Source organism: Pseudomonas sp., assembly GCF_049645325.1.
Lineage (GTDB): Bacteria > Pseudomonadota > Gammaproteobacteria > Pseudomonadales > Pseudomonadaceae > Aquipseudomonas.
In genome coordinates, this window is sequence record NZ_JBARTQ010000603.1 from 1 (window position 1) to 15,644 (window position 15,644).

Consider the following 15,644-nt stretch of genomic DNA (forward strand, 5'->3'; position numbering starts at 1 on the left):
TTTCGCGCTTTTCGAAAGTGACCCGCTGTAAGAGCGGAACCATAAGCAGCCATAACCAAAAAAATGGATATGTACTCAACCTAGGCGTCGAACACAACCCAGCCACCGCAGGCAAGCCAGCGCAATGGAGTGAAGGCCTTAGATCTTGTCCGGCTGACGGTTCCAGTGCCGGAACAACGGCTCCGCCAGAAACAGCACAAACAACAAGCGCATCACCTGCATCGCCGTCACCAGGGGTACCGACAGTTGCAGGGTTTCGGCCGTGAGGCTCATTTCAGCAATGCCGCCCGGCATCATGCCCAGGGTGAGCGAACGCAAGTCCAGGTGCGTCAGTGCACTCAGGCCCACCGCCGCCAACGTCGCCAATGCCATGGTCAACGCCGTGCCGATCAAAGTGCGGCCCATGAACGCGGGGGCGCGACGAAAGAACTGACGGTTGAAGTGGCAACCCAGGCCGCTGCCGATCAGCCATTGGCCGATCTGGCTGCCGCCATTGGGCAGGCCGATATGCAGGTCCCACACCACGCTGGCGGTAGCGCTCACCAACAGCGGCCCGAACAGCCACGGGTTGGGCTGACGCAAACGCTGCCAACCCCAGGCCACCAGCGCGCCGATCGGAAACAGCACCGCCAGCCAGCTCCAACTCACTGGCGCCGGATGAAACTGCGGTGCGCCGCCTTCCAGCAAGTACTTGAAGATCGCCGGCACACACAGCACCACCACCAGCACCCGCAAACTCTGCCCCGCCGCAACACGGCTGAGCACCGCGCCATTGCGGGCGCCGAGGTTGACCATCTCGCCGGAACCGCCCGGCATGCTGGAGAAAAATGCCGTGGCGCGGTCTTCGCCGCTGCGGCGCATCAACCACACGCCGACAATGCTCGACAGGCTGGTGACCAGTGCGCCGAAGAAAATCAGCCCGAAGTGGCTCATCACCTGCTCGATCACCACCGGGGTAAAGTGCAGGCCGATGCCGATGCCCACCACCCATTGGCCGCATTTGCGCCCGCCGGGAATCTCCGCCAACTGCCACGGCGTCAGGCAACGCACCAGGATAATCGTCAGCAATGAGCCGACCATATACGGCAAAGGCCAGCCGACGAGGCTGGCCAGGTAACCGCCGGCCAGGCCGACCAGCGGTGTTCCCCACCAATGTTTAAAGGTGACCTCAGACATCGGCCAAGGCACGACGCTGCAGGGCACGTTTGCGGTAGATGCGCACCAGCGGGAACATCAGCATCAGCGCGGTCAGCACCCACACACCAAAGGTGATCGGGCTCGACCAGAGGATGTCCAAAGCACCGTTGGAGATCGACAGCGCACGGCGCAGGTTCTGCTCCATCAAGCCGCCGAGGATAAAGCCCAGCAGGACCGGCGACAGCGGGAAGTCCAGCTTGCGCAGGATGTAGCCGAAGATGCCGATGCCGACCATCAGGAACAGGTCGAAGGTGGTGGCGTGAACCGCGTACACACCGATCGCGGTGATGATCGCGATCACCGGCACCAGTGCCCAGTTCGGCACAGCCAGGATGCGCGTGAAAATGCGGATCATCGGAATGTTGAGGATCACCAGCATGATGTTGGCGACAAACAACGAAGCGATCAGGCCCCAGACGATGTCCGGTTGCTGTTGGAACAGCAGCGGGCCTGGGGTGATGTTGTACAGCGACAGCGCGCCGATCATCACCGCCGTGGTGCCGGAACCGGGTACGCCGAGGGTGAGCATCGGCACCAGGGCGCCACAGGCGGAAGCGCCGATCGCGGTTTCCGGTGCGGCCAGGCCGCGCATGTCGCCCTGCCCGAATTTACCGCTGGCGCCGGCGATGCGTTTCTCGGTCATGTAGGCAACAGCTGACGCCAACGTCGCACCGGCGCCCGGCAACACGCCCATGATGAAACCCAGCAAGCCGCAGCGGATGTTAACCACGAAGACTGCCGACGCTTCCTTGAAGTTGAACATCATCCGGCCGGTGGCTTTTACCGCTTCCTGGCCACGGTGGGTTTTTTCCAGCAGCAACAAAATCTCGCTGATGGAGAAGAGGCCCAGTACCAACACCACGAACTGGATGCCATCGGTCAGGTGGATGTTGTCGCCGGTGAAGCGGTACACGCCGCTGTTGGCATCGATGCCGACAGCGGAGAGGAACAAACCAATCAGCGCGGCCACGAAGGTCTTCAACGGTTTATCGCCGGCCATGCCGCCGAGGCAGACAATCGCGAACACCATCAGTACGAAATATTCCGCCGGGCCGAAGGCAATCGCCCACTTGGCCAGCAGCGGCGCAAACAACACCATGCCGCACGTGGCGATAAACGCGCCGATGAACGAACTCCAGGCCGACAGCGACAGCGCCACGCCGGCCAGGCCTTTGCGGGCCATCGGGTAGCCGTCGAGGGTGGTCATCACCGTGGAGGCTTCGCCCGGGATGTTCAGCAGGATCGAACTGATGCGCCCGCCGTATTCGCAGCCCAGGTACACGGCTGCCAGCAGGATCAGTGCCGATTCCGGCGGCAGGCCCAAGGCGAATGCGATCGGGATCAACAAGGCCACGCCGTTGATCGGGCCCAAGCCCGGCAACAGGCCGACCACGGTGCCGATCAAGGTGCCGCACAGCGCGGTCACCAGGTTGTAAGGGGTCAGTGCAACGCCGAAGCCCTGGCCCAAATAGCTGAACGTATCCATATCAGTTCTCCAGAACTTCAAGCAGGCCGAGGGGCAGCGGTACATCCATGGCTTTATCGAATAGCAGGTAAAGGCCGATGGCCATAAGGCTGACGATCACCACGCTCGGCAACCAGCGGCCGCCATACAGGCGCGCCATCGGGATGCCGATCAGCATGCTGCTGAGGATGAAACCCAGGGGCTCGAAAGTGCCGGCGAATACGATCAGCAGCGCGACGCAGACGCCGATCTTGATCAAGGTATCGCGGTCCAGCGCGGGTTCTTCTTCGGTGTGCTTGGTTGGCTGAGGACGGATGATCATGTAGATCAAGCCCAGGCTCATCAGCCCGAGCATCAGCAGCGGGTAGGCACGAGGCCCGACCGGCTCGTAGGAAAATGCCGCCTGATACGGCCAGGCCATCAGCGCGAGACCCGCGCAGACCAGCAGCATCACCGAGGCGAAAATGCGTTGTAAAAGCATAGGAAACTCCTAGGTCGCGCCCTTGAAGCGCAAGGGCGCGACCGCGCGAACGGGGGCGATTACTGAATCAGGCCAAACTCTTTGGCCAGCACTTTGTAGTCAGCCACCTGTTTCTTCACGTAGGTGTCCAGCTCCGGGCCGGTCATGGCGAATGGGAACAGCTCGCGCTGGTCACGCAGCTCGGCGAACTTGTCGGAGGCGAGCAGTTTGTCGAACGCATCTTTCCACCAGGCATAGTCGGCATCACTGACTTTTGGCCCGAGGTAGAAGCCGCGCACTACCGGCCAGACGATGTCGTAGCCTTGTTCCTTGGCGGTTGGAATGTCTTTCATTTCAGGCTCGTCCAGACGCTTTTCGGCGAACACGGCCAGAATGCGCATGTCGCCGCTCTGGATGTGCGGCATGGAGTCGGAAATGTCGGTACTGCCAACCTGAATGTGATTACCCATCAGGGCAGTGACGATTTCGCCGCCGCCTTCCAGGGCCACATAGCGCAGGTCACGCGGGTTGATCCCGGCGGCCTTGGCGACCAGGGCGGTTTGCATCCAGTCCTGGCTGCCGACGGTGCCACCGGAGCCAATCACGACCTTGCTTGGGTCTTTCTTCAAGGCTTGGACGAGATCGTCGAGGTTCTTGTAGGGCGAATCACTTTTTACCGCGATGGCACCGTAGCTGGTGCCGACCGCCGCCAACCAGCGCACGGCGCTTTCATCAAAACGACCGAACTTGCCCTGGGCCAGGTTCAGCAGCGAACCGCTGGACCAAGCCACCAGCGTGCCAGCGTCTGCCGGGCGCTGCGCGACCACTGCGTTGTAGGCCACCGCGCCCACGCCGCCAGGCATGTAGGTCACGCGCATCGGTTTGCTCAGCAACTTCTCGTTGACCAGCGCGCTTTGCGCCAGTTTGCAGGTCAGGTCAAAACCACCGCCGGGGGAGGCCGGGGCGATGCATTCGGGGCGCTTGGGTTCGTCGGCGGCCAGCAGTTGGCTGGCGAACATCATGCAGCCGGCGGCGAGGGCCAGTTTACGCAGTGAAAAGGTCATTTTTTATCTCCGTCTTTGTTGTTATGAGTTGCTGCTACCAGAGTGCGACGCTGTAACTGACCAGCAAACGCACTTCATCCGCATCACGGGCTGAATAGTTGGTGCGGTACGTGGCGTTACGCAGGCGCACGGCCACATCCTTGAACGTGCCGCTTTGCACCACGTAGCGGATCTCGCTGTTGCGTTCCCACTCCTTGGCGGTCTCGCCGTTCTTGAGCTTGATGTTGTCACCCGACAGGTAACGGCTCATGAAGCTCAGGCCGGGAATCCCCAGCTTGGCGAAGTCGTAGTCGTAACGCGCTTGCCAGGAACGCTCTTCAGCGCCGGCAAAGTCGTTGATCTGCACGAAGTTGACCAGGTACGGGTCGCTGCCATCCACGTAGGGAAATGCGCTGTCACCGAACATGCGCTGGTAGCCGGCGCTGAGCTTATGGCCATTGAGGCCGTAGCTGAACAGGCTGCTGAAGGATTTGTTGTCGATCTTGCCGCCACGGGCACTGCCGGTGTCATCACTGATGGCCAGGCGCACGTCGGCGCCGAGGGTGCCCGGGCCCATGGGGCGAGCGGCAACCAGGCCGAGGAAGTGTTGGCGGTACACGTCGTCGAGTTGGGCGAAGTGGTAGCTGCCAGTGATCTTGTCGGCGAATTTGTAGTCGGCGCCACCGAAGTTGAAGTGCTTGCCGGTGGCGCCGCTGAGGAAGCGGCTGTTCTTGTTGTTGAGGGTGATGTCTTCGTAGTTGGTGTCGTCGCGGTCCTTGGCTTTATCCAGGCGGCCACCGGTGAGCACCAGGTTCTTGAATTCCTTGGAGGTCAGCAAGCCTCCGTTGAAGGTCTGCGGCAGGATGCGCCCGTCGTTTGGCTTGAGGATCGGCAGCTCGGGGATCAGTGAACCGATCTTCAGCTCGGTGGCGGAGATCTTCACTTTGCCGGTCACGCCCAGCTTGGAGTACTCGTTGGCGGCGCGTCCGTCGTCATGGGTCGGCAGCAGGCCGGTGCCGGTGCGGTCGGGGCTGGAGTCGAGCTTGACGCCGAGCATGCCCAGCGCGTCCACGCCAAAGCCGACGGTGCCGTCGGTGTAGCCTGATTGCAGGTTGAGCATGAACCCCTGGGCCCATTCATCGCGCTTGGATTGCTGCGCACTGGTACCGTCGCGAAAGTCGCGGTTGAAGTACATGTTGCGGGTTTCGAGGGTGCCGCTGCTGTCCTCGAAAAAGGCAGCCTGGCTGAGCGGCGAAAAGCCGGCAAGGGCGGCGGCACTGGCAAGGGCGGTCTGGGTCAGGCGGGAAAAACGAACAGGCGGGCAAGCCTGGGGCTGTGTCGACAGCATCGTTGTGTACTCCGTTATTGTTCTTATTTTGGCGAAAACGCTTCGAGGCGTTTTTCGGGCACTACGGGTCAGGTAGCTAAGCGGGCATTACCCACCGTCGCTGGATGCTAAAGGGCGAAGCTTTCACTAACCTTTCAGTTGTCTTTCAATGTTTTCGGGCTTCACAGGCCAGACGGCGCCTGTAAACTGCCCGGCAAAGCGTGGCGTCGACCATGCCCGAATGAGGTGAAAATCCATGCGCGTCCTCTTGGTTGAAGACCATCCGCAACTGGCCGAAAGTGTCGCCCAAGCGCTCAAGAGCATGGGTTTGACCGTCGACGTACTGCACGATGGCGTGGCCGCGGACCTGGCCCTGAGCAGCGAGGAATACGCGGCGGTAGTGCTCGATGTGGGGCTGCCGCGCATGGACGGTTTCGAGGTGCTGGCGCGGTTGCGGGCGCGTGGGAAAAATCTGCCTGTATTGATGCTGACCGCGCGCAGCGATGTGAAGGACCGTGTGCACGGCCTGAACCTGGGCGCCGACGACTACCTGGCCAAACCGTTTGAACTGACCGAGCTGGAAGCGCGGGTCAAGGCGCTGCTGCGTCGTAGCGTGCTGGGCGGCGAGCGCCAGCAAACCTGCGGCGTGCTGATTTACGACCTGGATACGCGGCGCTTCACCGTGGGCGGCGAACTGATGACGCTGACCTCCCGCGAGCAAGCCGTTTTGGAAGCCTTGATCGCTCGCCCTGGCCGGGTGATGAGCAAGGAGCAACTGGCCTCCCAGGTGTTCGGCCTGGATGAGGAAGCCAGCCCCGACGCCATCGAAATCTATGTGCACCGCCTGCGCAAGAAGCTCGACGGCCAGCCCATCGCCATCGTGACTTTCCGTGGCCTTGGCTACCTGCTGGAAGCCCGCGATGCATAAGCCCAGCAGCCTGCGCTGGCGATTGCTGTGGAACCTGGCGCTGTTGCTGGTGGTGTTGATGCTCGCCAGCGGCATGAGTGCCTACTGGAACGGTCGCGAAGCCGCCGACACCGCCTATGACCGCACATTGCTGGCCTCGGCACGTACCATCGCCGCCGGCTTGACCCAGGTGGACGGCACCCTGAGCGCCAATGTGCCGTATGTGGCCCTGGACACCTTTGCTTACGACAGCGCCGGGCGTATTTACTACCAGGTCAATGACATTGATCAGAAGCTGATCTCCGGTTACGAAAACCTGCCAGGCCCGCCGCCCGGCACGCCGCGCACCGATGATTACCCGGCATTGGCGCGGTTCTACAACGCCGTGTACCAGGGCCAGAACGTGCGGGTGGTGAGCCTGCTCAAGGCGGTCTCCGAGCCGAACATGAACGGCATGGCGGAAATTCGCGTGGCGGAGACCGATGAAGCGCGCGAGAGCATGGCCCGTAGCTTGCTGGCGGATACCTTGCTGCGCCTCGGCATGTTGGCCATCGGCGCGTTGCTGCTGGTGTGGTTTGCCGTGAGCGCGGCGCTGCGCCCGCTGGAGCGCCTGCGTACGGCAGTCGAAGAACGTCAGCCAGACGACCTGCGGCCATTGCCGTTGGTCGAGGTGCAGCATGAATTCGGCCCGCTGGTGCGCTCTCTGAATCATTTCACCGAACGACTGCGCGGCCAATTCGAGCGCCAGGCGCAGTTTATCGCCGACGCCTCCCACGAATTGCGCACCCCGTTGGCGGCGCTGAAGGCGCGTTTGGAACTCGGGTTGCGCGCCGAAGACCCGGCCACTTGGCGCAGCACCCTGGAAACCGCCGCCCAAGGCACCGACCGCTTGACCCATCTGGCCAATCAATTGTTGTCGTTGGCGCGCATCGAAAACGGTGCAAGGGCGATTGCCGAGGGCGGCGCGCAGTTGCTCGATCTCAGCCAACTGGCGCGGGAACTGGGCATGGCCATGGCGCCGTTGGCCCACGCGCGCGGTGTCGCCCTGGCGTTGGAAGCGGATGAGCCGGTGTGGTTACGCGGTGAGCCGACCTTGTTGAACGAGTTGCTGAGCAATTTGGTGGATAACGCCTTGGCCCACACACCGTCGGGCGGCAATGTGATCCTGCGGGTCACGGCGCCGGCGATTCTGGAAGTGGAAGACGACGGCCCGGGCATCCCGCTGGATGAACGGGACCGGGTATTCGAGCGCTTCTACCGGCGCAGTCAGCAGGGCATGGGGTCGGGCCTGGGGCTGGCGATTGTCGGTGAGATCTGCCGCGCGCACTTGGCGCAGATCAGCCTGCATGACGGCGAGTTGGCGGGGTTGAAGGTGCGCGTGAGCTTTATTGCGGGTTGATCAGTAGAACATTGAGCGCGCTTCATCCAGCTCGGCGCGAAGGGTGTCGCTGTAGGGGTCGATCCGCAGTTTCTTGATGGCCGGCAGGTCGGCAACCGCTACATTCGCCAAAGGATGATCGGTGCCCCGGTGGCAGTACAGCACGGCGACTTGCACCACGTCGATATAGTCCAGGCTTGGAGAATCGCGCTCAAGGTCGAGGTACTGGCCGGGCAGGTTCGCCAGCATCTCCGGGAAATCCCAACCCCCCAGCAGTTTGTCACCGAGTACGGGGTGAATGCTGTCGATCACGTGGTTGAGGCTGACCGGGTCAGACAGCAACTCATAGTGGTCTTCAGCGTACGTGAGGATCGGCAGCACACCAATTTGATGCACCAGGCCGCCGAGGGCCGCCTGGTCCGGTTTGAGCTGGCTGTGGTTACGGCACAAGGCATAGCTCACGCCGGCCACTTCCAGGCTGCGACGCCACACATCACGCATTTTCTGTTCGACCGCTTCGGAGCGAGCGTGGAAGATTTGCTCCATCACCAGCCCGATCGCCAGGTTGCTGCTGTAGTTGGTGCCCAGCCGGGTGATGGCGGTGTGCAGGTCGGTGACTTCCTGCGTCGCGCGCAGCAGCGGGCTGTTGACCACTTTGATCAGGCGCGCCGACAGGGCGGTATCGCGACCGATCACTTTGCTCAAGTGGCTGATGCTGATCTCCGGGTCTTCGGCGGCCTGACGAATGTTCAGGGCCACTTCCGGTAATGTCGGCAGAACCAAGTCATCGTTGTCGATGGCCATCACCAAAGCCTGTTGGACTTTTTCCGCCAGCTTGTTCATTCATGCTCTCTAGGGTGTTGCAAAAAAGTACGGCGATTAACGCTGGATCTCTCGATCACGGTCCAATGGGTAGGGCAGGTCGAGCAGTTGCAAGCCGGGGCCTTCCAGGGTGCCTACGTGCACGTCGCCACTCTCGGCAGCTTCGGCTTGCAGCACGGCCAGAAGTTCAACGGTTTGGTCAGCTTTTGCCGCGATGACGACTTCGCCAATCGAGCTGTTGTGGCTGGGCGCAAATAGCGGCGTTCCTGGCTCGGGCAGTTCGGTTGCATTGAGGCTCAGGCGGTACAGGCGACGCTTGAGCTTGCCCAGGTACTGCATGCGCGCGACGATTTCCTGGCCGGTGTAGCAGCCCTTTTTGAAGCTGACACCGCCGACGGCCTGCAGGTTGAGCATCTGCGGGATGAATAATTCGCGGGTCTGGGGCATGACTTGGCCGATGCCGGCGCGGATCTGGCCGAGCAGCCAGTCATTCAAGTCAGCTTGTTGCAGCTGTGCGGCCAGTTGGCTGCGTACGGCGTCGCCTTGCTCGGCAGGCACCCAAAGTTCGGCGCGGCCAGGGGAGACGCGAATCGCGATCAGTGCCTCGGTGCGCACCACACTGTCAGTCTCGGCTGGCAACTCAAGGCCGAGGCTGGCCAGGGTTTGATCCGCATTGGCCAGGCCGAAACGCACCCAGGCGGTGCTTTCATCGGTGAGTTTGGATTTGGAGAACACCGCGTATTTCTTCAAGTCTGCCAGCTGTGGTTCGAGCAGCTCGGAAGCCATGGCCAGAAGAACGCCGTCGCCTTGCAACACAATGCGAAAGCTCGACTGCATGCGCCCCTTTTGCGTGCAGCGCGCGCCCAGGCTGGCCTGGGTCTCGCTCAGGTAATTGAGGTTGCAGGTCAGTTGCCCTTGCAGGAACTTGGCGGCGTCGGAGCCGCGGACGGCGAGAACGCCTTCGTGTGACAGGGGGCAGAAGAAAGCAGAGTCAGCCATGGGTCATCGCAGGTAAAAAAGTGATGGGTGCATCATAGAGGGGCGCCCGGTAAATGGATAGTTTCCGTATGGGGCGACCAAAGCCGACTGTTCCAGTGCGGTCGGGTCTGTATACTTGCGCTCTATTTGAGGAGCGCTCCATGGTCGAAGAAGTAGAAATCAATCGCCTCTACTGGCACAGCCGCCGCGGCATGCTGGAGTTGGATGTATTGCTGGTGCCTTTCACTAAAGAGGTCTACGCGACTCTTAATAAGGTGGATCGTGACCTCTACGTCAGGCTGCTGGAGTGCGAAGACCAGGACATGTTCGGCTGGTTCATGGAGCGCGCCGAATCGGAAGACCCGGAGCTGCAGCGCATGGTTCGGATGATTCTGGACCGTGTTCAGCCCAAATAACACGTTTGAATGCCGCTGGCAGGCCTCTCGGCTGATGCTGGCGGCGTATCTTCTTGCCCAGTTGTTCGCGCTGGGTGCCTTGCTGTCTCTCGACCTGCCTTATTCAAGCCTTGGCCTGGTTGTGTGCCTGGCCCACGCCGCGTGGGTTTTACCGCGGCATGTCCTGTTGACTCACCGCTCGTCGATTCGTGGCCTGCGCCGCGACGAAGACGGCTGGCAGTTGTTCAGTACCGGGCGCGGCTGGCACAGCGTGCAGTTGCGCCCGGACAGCCTGGCGTTGCCGCTGATCGTGGTGCTGCGCTACCGGGTGCAGGGCGAATGGTGGGTACGGTCGATTTGTATTCCGAAGGATTCGCAGGCAGCCGATGTGCATCGGCGCCTGCGGGTACGCCTCAAGTTCAGCCGCCGTAGGTGGTTGGCACCAGAATAGTGTCGCGGGCCTCGGGCAACATCTGCGGGTAGTCGAGGGTGTAATGCAGGCCCCGGCTTTCCTTGCGCTCCATGGCTGAGCGAATCATCAGTTCCGCCACCTGGGCGAGGTTGCGCAACTCGATCAGGTCGCGACTGACTTTATAGTTGCTGTAGAACTCGACCCTATGAGGCTAAACCCAATGGATACAGGGGTTTCAGCCGATGACCGTCAACCACCACTCCCAAACTGGGACAAACCTGTTACAAACTGCCCTCGCCAAGCCGTACCACTATCGCCGGTCTGGTCGCTATTACCTTCGCCTTCGCCCTCAAGGCACCGCTAAGGGCTTCTTCACGCTATCGCTCAGGACCACCGATAAGGCCACCGCTATGACCATCTCCAAGGACATCCTCACGACCCTCAAGGCGTATCACTTCGACAACCCTGAGGCCACTTGGGACGAACTCCGTGAGCGTCTGATAGACATCGCTGAGTCCTGCCTGACGATGGCCCACGGTGATAGCTCGCTGGTCGCCTACGAGATGATCAACGATGAGCACCATGAGGCTCTCCGTGAGGCCAGCGCCAAGATGCCATTGAGCATCAACCAGCAACGGGCAGTGGGTAAGGCACTGGAGATCGTCGAGGCCGCTCAAGAGCGCCTGAAGGGTAGGCCGGGAAAGCTGGTGGGGATTGTGAGGGACCTGAAGGCTGAGGTTTGTAGCACGTCTGTAGCCCTGTCTCCGTCCCTATCTGTATTACCGTCTGAGCCGCTGACCTTCAAGGTTCTCTCAGGGCTCTACATGGACGAACTCAAGGACAATGTTCAAGCCAGCACCATGAGAGACGTGAGGTCTACCTGTGAGGCCATTGGGGCCATCCTTGGGCAGTTGGACCTCAAGACCCACACACGGGAGGACATGAAGAATCTCAGGGCAAAGCTCCTTGAGGATCGCAAGCCGTCCACCGTGAGGAAGATCCTGACCCGGCTATCCACGGTCATGGATTGGGGCGTGAATAACGACTACCTCGCCAAGGCTCTGACCGATGGCCTGAAGCCCACCAAAGGCGCTGATAGCTCCCGTGAGGCGTTCTCTCAGGATCAAGTGAAAGCCCTAATGGCGCACGCTAAGGCCCTTCCAGTAGACGCATGGCAACGCTGGGCGCTGTCCCTCGGGGTCATCACTGGGACCCGCATTGAGGAACTCCGGCAGTTAACCAAGGCGGACGTTAAGCAGGTCGGTGATGTCTGGGTCATTGACATTAATAGGAACGATGGTAAGACAGCCAAGACCAAGAATGCGCTCCGTGTCGTACCACTCACCGATGGCGCCTATGGCTTCGACCTGAAGGCATTCCTTGAGTTTGTCGAGAAGGCCGACTCTCGGTTGTTCACGCTGGGTTCTGGTCAGTTCTCCGTGCTGCTCAATGGGACCCTTCGGGATGTCTTAGGTTTGAAGGCAGACCGGACCCAGACCTTCCATTCCTTGAGGCATTCGCTGGCAGGCGCAATGAAGGCCGCTGAGGTCCCAGTGGGCACCGCTGAGTCCATCTTGGGGCACGCATCGGGATCTATTAGCTATGACCTGTACGGGGCAGGCAGTGGGGTAGAGGTTACAAGAATGGCTGAGGCGTTGAAGACAGCCCTGCTCTGATTGAATGAAGGGTCTGTCAAAAATAGACCTCTGCTTGCCAGTGGACCTGCTTCAAGAAAGCAATTTCATGGGCATCGAACTGGATGTCCTCGTGGGACACCCTGAGCACGAGCTGATCTTCTTGGGCTATCAAGTGGCTGCCGCTGCTGGGCTGAAGAACCCCGCCCAAAGTCTGAAGCAATGGCGCGGCACTAAGGAGGGCCAAGGTAGCTCATTCCTGACGCTGAAGGCTCTGATACATGAAACATGTATTAAAGCCCCTGAGTACGTCACAAGCCGCGGTCTAACGAGGGCCTACCGGGGCACTATGGCAATGCTAACTGAGTCAGAGGCATACACAATGCTGCTCCGCTCGAATGCTCCGAACTCAGAACCATTCCGCCGCTGGGTCACTGAGGAAGTCCTCCCGACCATCCGCAAGACTGGCTCGTACAACGCTGAAGATTCCCTGAAGTCCCGTGTTTGCTGGTCGAAACGGTTGTGACCGTAGCCGTAGGATTTAAAACCCTCACTATTGCCACTACACCCAGTTTCTTTTCCACAACTCAGGAGATCAATCACATGACAAGCACAACTCGCAAGATCAAGCTACAAGGCACCAACATCGACGTTTGCCTACTTCCGCCCCTTGAGGTTCTCCAAGCGCGCTACAAGGCTGCTGAGGACCATGAAGGTATCGTCGCCAGAGAGTTCAAGCTCATCCCCGGCAAGACCCGTAGAGGAACCCGTGAGGGAGACTCAGTGGGAAGCTACACCAATGGATCATTAAGGCAGCAAATCGAAGTCACATGGATGGACGGTGACATCAAGCACAAGATACGCGTCCAGAAGGCCCGCATTGTCTATCGACTGCTGGTCGGGGAGTTTGATGAGTCATTAGTTATTGACCATATCGACGGCAACCCAAACAACAATCACCCAAGCAACCTACGGCCACTGACTTACCACGAGAACATGGGAAACCGTGTCGTTGGATTGAATAGCAAGCGCCCCAAGAAGGACCCACACCTACCTACGGGCGTTCGACGTGATTACCACTACTCATCTGGCGAGCGCTATATAGGAAAGACCACCATCAATGGCGTGACCCATATGAACTACTTTGAGAATCCACGAGCTGCCCAGCATTGGCTTGCGGCTGTCCGAGAGAACCACTTAGGTGACAAGCCCCGCCTGGATGCCCGTGGGGTTGTCGTTGGGGCTCCTAAGTGGAAATCCTCTAAGTAATAGCCACATGGTCAGGTTCCTCACTATTGAGATAAAGAAACCCTGAGACCCCTGTGAGATACCTAAGAGATCATTCTTAAAGATCACCTCTGAGTCCATTGTCAATAGTTATTATCCATTAATAATCACTTCTCACATTCCCACTACAGGAGGCCCTATGCGATTCCACTTCGTGCTTGATGGTCTCAGCCCTGAGCAGACCAATACATTACTGTCTATCGAGTCGGCTATGACTGGTCGATCAGCCACCGCTGTATTCAACCTGAAGACACTTGATGTCTTTACCAGTCGGGACCCAGAGAAAGCTAAGGCGTTTGTGTCGGGCAAACTGGGAGCGTTCCTAATGGAGCCCCTTGAGGTCCTGATGACCGCAACTGGTCTCGACCTGATCAGTCTTTACCGTACCGTTAAGGGCGTCCCTGTGGTTCTCACAGCTCGCCACCAGTAACACAACGACCGTCGCCACGGTTGTCCTTAAAGATGCCCTCTCAGGCTTGCCATGTCCTGTGATCCAGCATCATCAATACCCAAACCCCAGAACCTTTTGATCGACCTTGGAAGATGCCCATGAGGCTCCCTCCTTGGCCGTCTGGTCGTGCGCGTCTATGGCGCCAAGGTCGAATCAAAGGGTCGCCTATAGGAGATCCAAACCCATGAACATCACCATCACCAAAGTCCTGAAGAACGAAGTAACTGTGTCGGGCCAGACCCTCAGCCGTGAGTACGTCGAGAACGTAATGCTGCCCTTGCTGATGGCCCAATGTGGCCGGAACAACGGCGCTAAGTTCGGAGTGATCAAAGCCTTCGACGAAGCCGGTCTGTCCCTCAAGGCCATCCAAGAGGACGCCGTGACTTACTTCGAGACCAAGCGGGCCCAAAAGGCTGAGCGTGAAAAGCTCCAGCGTGAGGCCAACGAACGTGCTGAGCGACTCCGTGAGCCAACCCCTCGCGAACTGGCCCAAGCGAAAGCCGACAAGGAAGAACGAGCTGCTGCCCATCGTGCGCACGCTCAGAAGATCTTAGCGGCCCGCTCTCGCAACAACGGCTGATAACTTGCCACCTTCATTCAATCTAATTCAGGAGACCAATCCCCATGAAACCTAATCAATATGTCAAGCCGTCCACCTACACCACTGCGGTTTTCAACGACACTCCGGGCCATGAGGCTGGGTCAATCCGCTTCAACACTGGCGACATCCGAAGCGAGACCGAAGCGGCCACCGATCCGTCTGTCTATGTGGCTGCCCTCGTGGAGGCCGCTGAGGACTACTTGAACGGCGATGACTGGCGTGAGGCTGCTATGGAGGCGACTCCTTGCGAGTTCCGCCCGGCTGGCTCTGAGGCCACTGGTCAACAGATCATCACCATGGCAGACCGTACCGTTAAGTTCGACCCACGTAAGAACTGGGACAACCAGACCATTAGCAAAGGCGAAGTCCTGGCCGGGTCTGTGATCTTCACGGAGCCAACCGATACCGCTCTGGTAATCAGCCATCGTGCAACCATCCTCGATCACAACATCATGGCGGGCTTCACTGAGGGCTCCCTTGCGCAGACCGCTGACAAGATCCTGCGCGATATCGAACTGAGTGCTGCGGGCAAGATCGCTGGCATCCTCTCGACTGCCCCAAGCACCGAAGTGTTCTCTGAGGCTAAGCCAACCGGCAAGCCTGTAGAGATCGCTGAGGACCTCATTGACCTCTTGACGACCCACATCAACCAGACCGTTGGCACCTCGCTGTCTGACTTTGTGGTCCTGCTGCCTGTGTCTCTGGTAGCGGTGCTTGAGCGTGCTGCTCAGCGCGCTGGCGTGGGTGACATTGAGGACCTCATCGGCGCCTCTGTGCAGCCTTACAGCGGTACTGACTTCGGCCTGTTCCTGTTGCCCAAGATGTTTACCTCGCTGAGCTACCGCGAAGGCCGCGACGGCAACGTCTGGAAGATCCAAGCGACCCGCAATGGCGCCCATCAGGCATGGGACATTGAGATCATGACAGTCGTGGACATCGTGGCTAACGGCAAGGTCAAGGTGAAGCTGACCGAAGATGGTCTTCAGACCGAGATGGTGGCGTTCCCGATGATCACCAACATCAAGCTGGCGTAGCTTAATGGTCTATCAAAAGTAGACCTCTGCCTGCCTGATCCTCACCGTTCCTCAGGGGCCCGCAATGGGCCTCTATGGGCTTCCTAAAGGAGACCAATACCATGAGTCAGCCAATGACCAGAATCCAACGCAAACGCCTTGTGGTGGCCTTATCAGCTTCCCTCAATGGGCTCCCCATGGGCCCCGCTGTGGCTCGCTTTGAAGCCTATGAGCGTGAGCGTAACCGTGTCCGCAAGGCCGCACGGGGGAACTG

The 15,644-nt window shown here is 59.7% G+C and carries 16 protein-coding genes and 1 pseudogene; 9 read left to right on the forward strand and 8 right to left on the reverse strand.

Translation table 11 applies throughout. From position 1 onward, the window contains the following. Positions 1-138: 138 nt before the first annotated feature. Genes WBB95_RS25305 through WBB95_RS25325 form a run of 5 tightly spaced genes read right to left on the reverse strand, consistent with a single transcriptional unit; the run spans position 139 to position 5,513 of the window. Positions 139-1,176, reverse strand: a complete 1,038-nt coding sequence (locus WBB95_RS25305) for an AbrB family transcriptional regulator (RefSeq protein ID WP_424490061.1) — start codon at positions 1,174-1,176, stop codon at positions 139-141. After that, positions 1,169-2,683, reverse strand: a complete 1,515-nt coding sequence (locus WBB95_RS25310; RefSeq protein ID WP_424490062.1) for a tripartite tricarboxylate transporter permease — start codon at positions 2,681-2,683, stop codon at positions 1,169-1,171. Before WBB95_RS25310 ends, WBB95_RS25305 begins: the two co-directional genes overlap by 8 nt. A 1-nt stretch (position 2,684) precedes the next feature. After that, positions 2,685-3,143, reverse strand: coding sequence for a tripartite tricarboxylate transporter TctB family protein (locus WBB95_RS25315; protein WP_424490063.1), 459 nt, complete (start codon positions 3,141-3,143; stop codon positions 2,685-2,687). A 59-nt stretch (positions 3,144-3,202) separates the two neighbouring features. After that, positions 3,203-4,186 (reverse strand): Bug family tripartite tricarboxylate transporter substrate binding protein, encoded by a 984-nt coding sequence (locus WBB95_RS25320; protein WP_424490064.1) that lies wholly within the window; start codon positions 4,184-4,186, stop codon positions 3,203-3,205. A gap of 34 nt (positions 4,187-4,220) precedes the next feature. Then, positions 4,221-5,513, reverse strand: a complete 1,293-nt coding sequence (locus WBB95_RS25325; protein WP_424490065.1) for an OprD family porin — start codon at positions 5,511-5,513, stop codon at positions 4,221-4,223. A gap of 235 nt (positions 5,514-5,748) precedes the next feature. On the opposite strand from WBB95_RS25325, the gene WBB95_RS25330 reads away from it, so the two are divergent. Next, positions 5,749-6,420, forward strand: a complete 672-nt coding sequence (locus WBB95_RS25330) for a response regulator (protein WP_424490066.1) — start codon at positions 5,749-5,751, stop codon at positions 6,418-6,420. Further along, positions 6,413-7,798 carry a sensor histidine kinase gene (locus WBB95_RS25335; protein ID WP_424490067.1) on the forward strand — a complete coding sequence of 462 codons (1,386 nt, stop codon included), beginning with the start codon at positions 6,413-6,415 and terminating at the stop codon, positions 7,796-7,798. The genes WBB95_RS25330 and WBB95_RS25335 overlap by 8 nt, the downstream gene beginning before the upstream one ends. On the opposite strand, the gene WBB95_RS25340 is transcribed toward WBB95_RS25335, so the two are convergent. Both WBB95_RS25340 and WBB95_RS25345 read right to left on the reverse strand, forming a co-directional pair. Next, positions 7,799-8,620 carry an HDOD domain-containing protein gene (locus WBB95_RS25340; RefSeq protein WP_424490068.1) on the reverse strand — a complete coding sequence of 274 codons (822 nt, stop codon included), beginning with the start codon at positions 8,618-8,620 and terminating at the stop codon, positions 7,799-7,801. It lies immediately after the preceding gene. Between the two features lie 36 nt (positions 8,621-8,656). Beyond that, positions 8,657-9,598 carry a YgfZ/GcvT domain-containing protein gene (locus WBB95_RS25345; protein WP_424490069.1) on the reverse strand — a complete coding sequence of 314 codons (942 nt, stop codon included), beginning with the start codon at positions 9,596-9,598 and terminating at the stop codon, positions 8,657-8,659. A 140-nt stretch (positions 9,599-9,738) separates the two neighbouring features. Here WBB95_RS25345 and WBB95_RS25350 point away from each other — a divergent pair, with 140 nt between their 5' ends. Beyond that, positions 9,739-9,993 (forward strand): succinate dehydrogenase assembly factor 2, encoded by a 255-nt coding sequence (locus WBB95_RS25350; RefSeq protein WP_078731982.1) that lies wholly within the window; start codon positions 9,739-9,741, stop codon positions 9,991-9,993. Then, entirely contained in the window at positions 9,977-10,423 is a 447-nt protein-coding gene (locus WBB95_RS25355; RefSeq protein ID WP_424490070.1) for a protein YgfX, read from the forward strand. The genes WBB95_RS25350 and WBB95_RS25355 overlap by 17 nt, the downstream gene beginning before the upstream one ends. Here WBB95_RS25355 and WBB95_RS25360 read toward each other — a convergent pair. Next, positions 10,392-10,583: pseudogene (locus WBB95_RS25360) on the reverse strand (L-aspartate oxidase); the annotation flags it as partial. The gene WBB95_RS25355 and the pseudogene WBB95_RS25360 sit on opposite strands and share 32 nt — an antisense overlap. Before the next feature lie 43 nt (positions 10,584-10,626). Between WBB95_RS25360 and WBB95_RS25365 the strand changes: the two are divergent. From WBB95_RS25365 to WBB95_RS25385, 5 genes are all read left to right on the forward strand, one after another. Then, entirely contained in the window at positions 10,627-12,060 is a 1,434-nt protein-coding gene (locus WBB95_RS25365) for a tyrosine-type recombinase/integrase (RefSeq protein WP_424490071.1), read from the forward strand. A gap of 67 nt (positions 12,061-12,127) precedes the next feature. Continuing rightward, positions 12,128-12,544 (forward strand): BRO-N domain-containing protein, encoded by a 417-nt coding sequence (locus WBB95_RS25370; RefSeq protein WP_424490072.1) that lies wholly within the window; start codon positions 12,128-12,130, stop codon positions 12,542-12,544. Between the two features lie 77 nt (positions 12,545-12,621). Beyond that, positions 12,622-13,287 carry an HNH endonuclease signature motif containing protein gene (locus WBB95_RS25375; RefSeq protein WP_424490073.1) on the forward strand — a complete coding sequence of 222 codons (666 nt, stop codon included), beginning with the start codon at positions 12,622-12,624 and terminating at the stop codon, positions 13,285-13,287. 653 nt (positions 13,288-13,940) lie between these two features. Then, the gene (locus WBB95_RS25380) at positions 13,941-14,336 is read left to right on the forward strand and encodes a hypothetical protein (protein WP_424490074.1); all 396 of its coding nucleotides are present in this window, start codon (positions 13,941-13,943) and stop codon (positions 14,334-14,336) included. A 44-nt stretch (positions 14,337-14,380) separates the two neighbouring features. After that, on the forward strand, positions 14,381-15,391 hold the full coding sequence (locus WBB95_RS25385; RefSeq protein WP_424490075.1) for a hypothetical protein: 1,011 nt from the start codon (positions 14,381-14,383) through the stop codon (positions 15,389-15,391). Positions 15,392-15,644 lie beyond the last annotated feature (253 nt).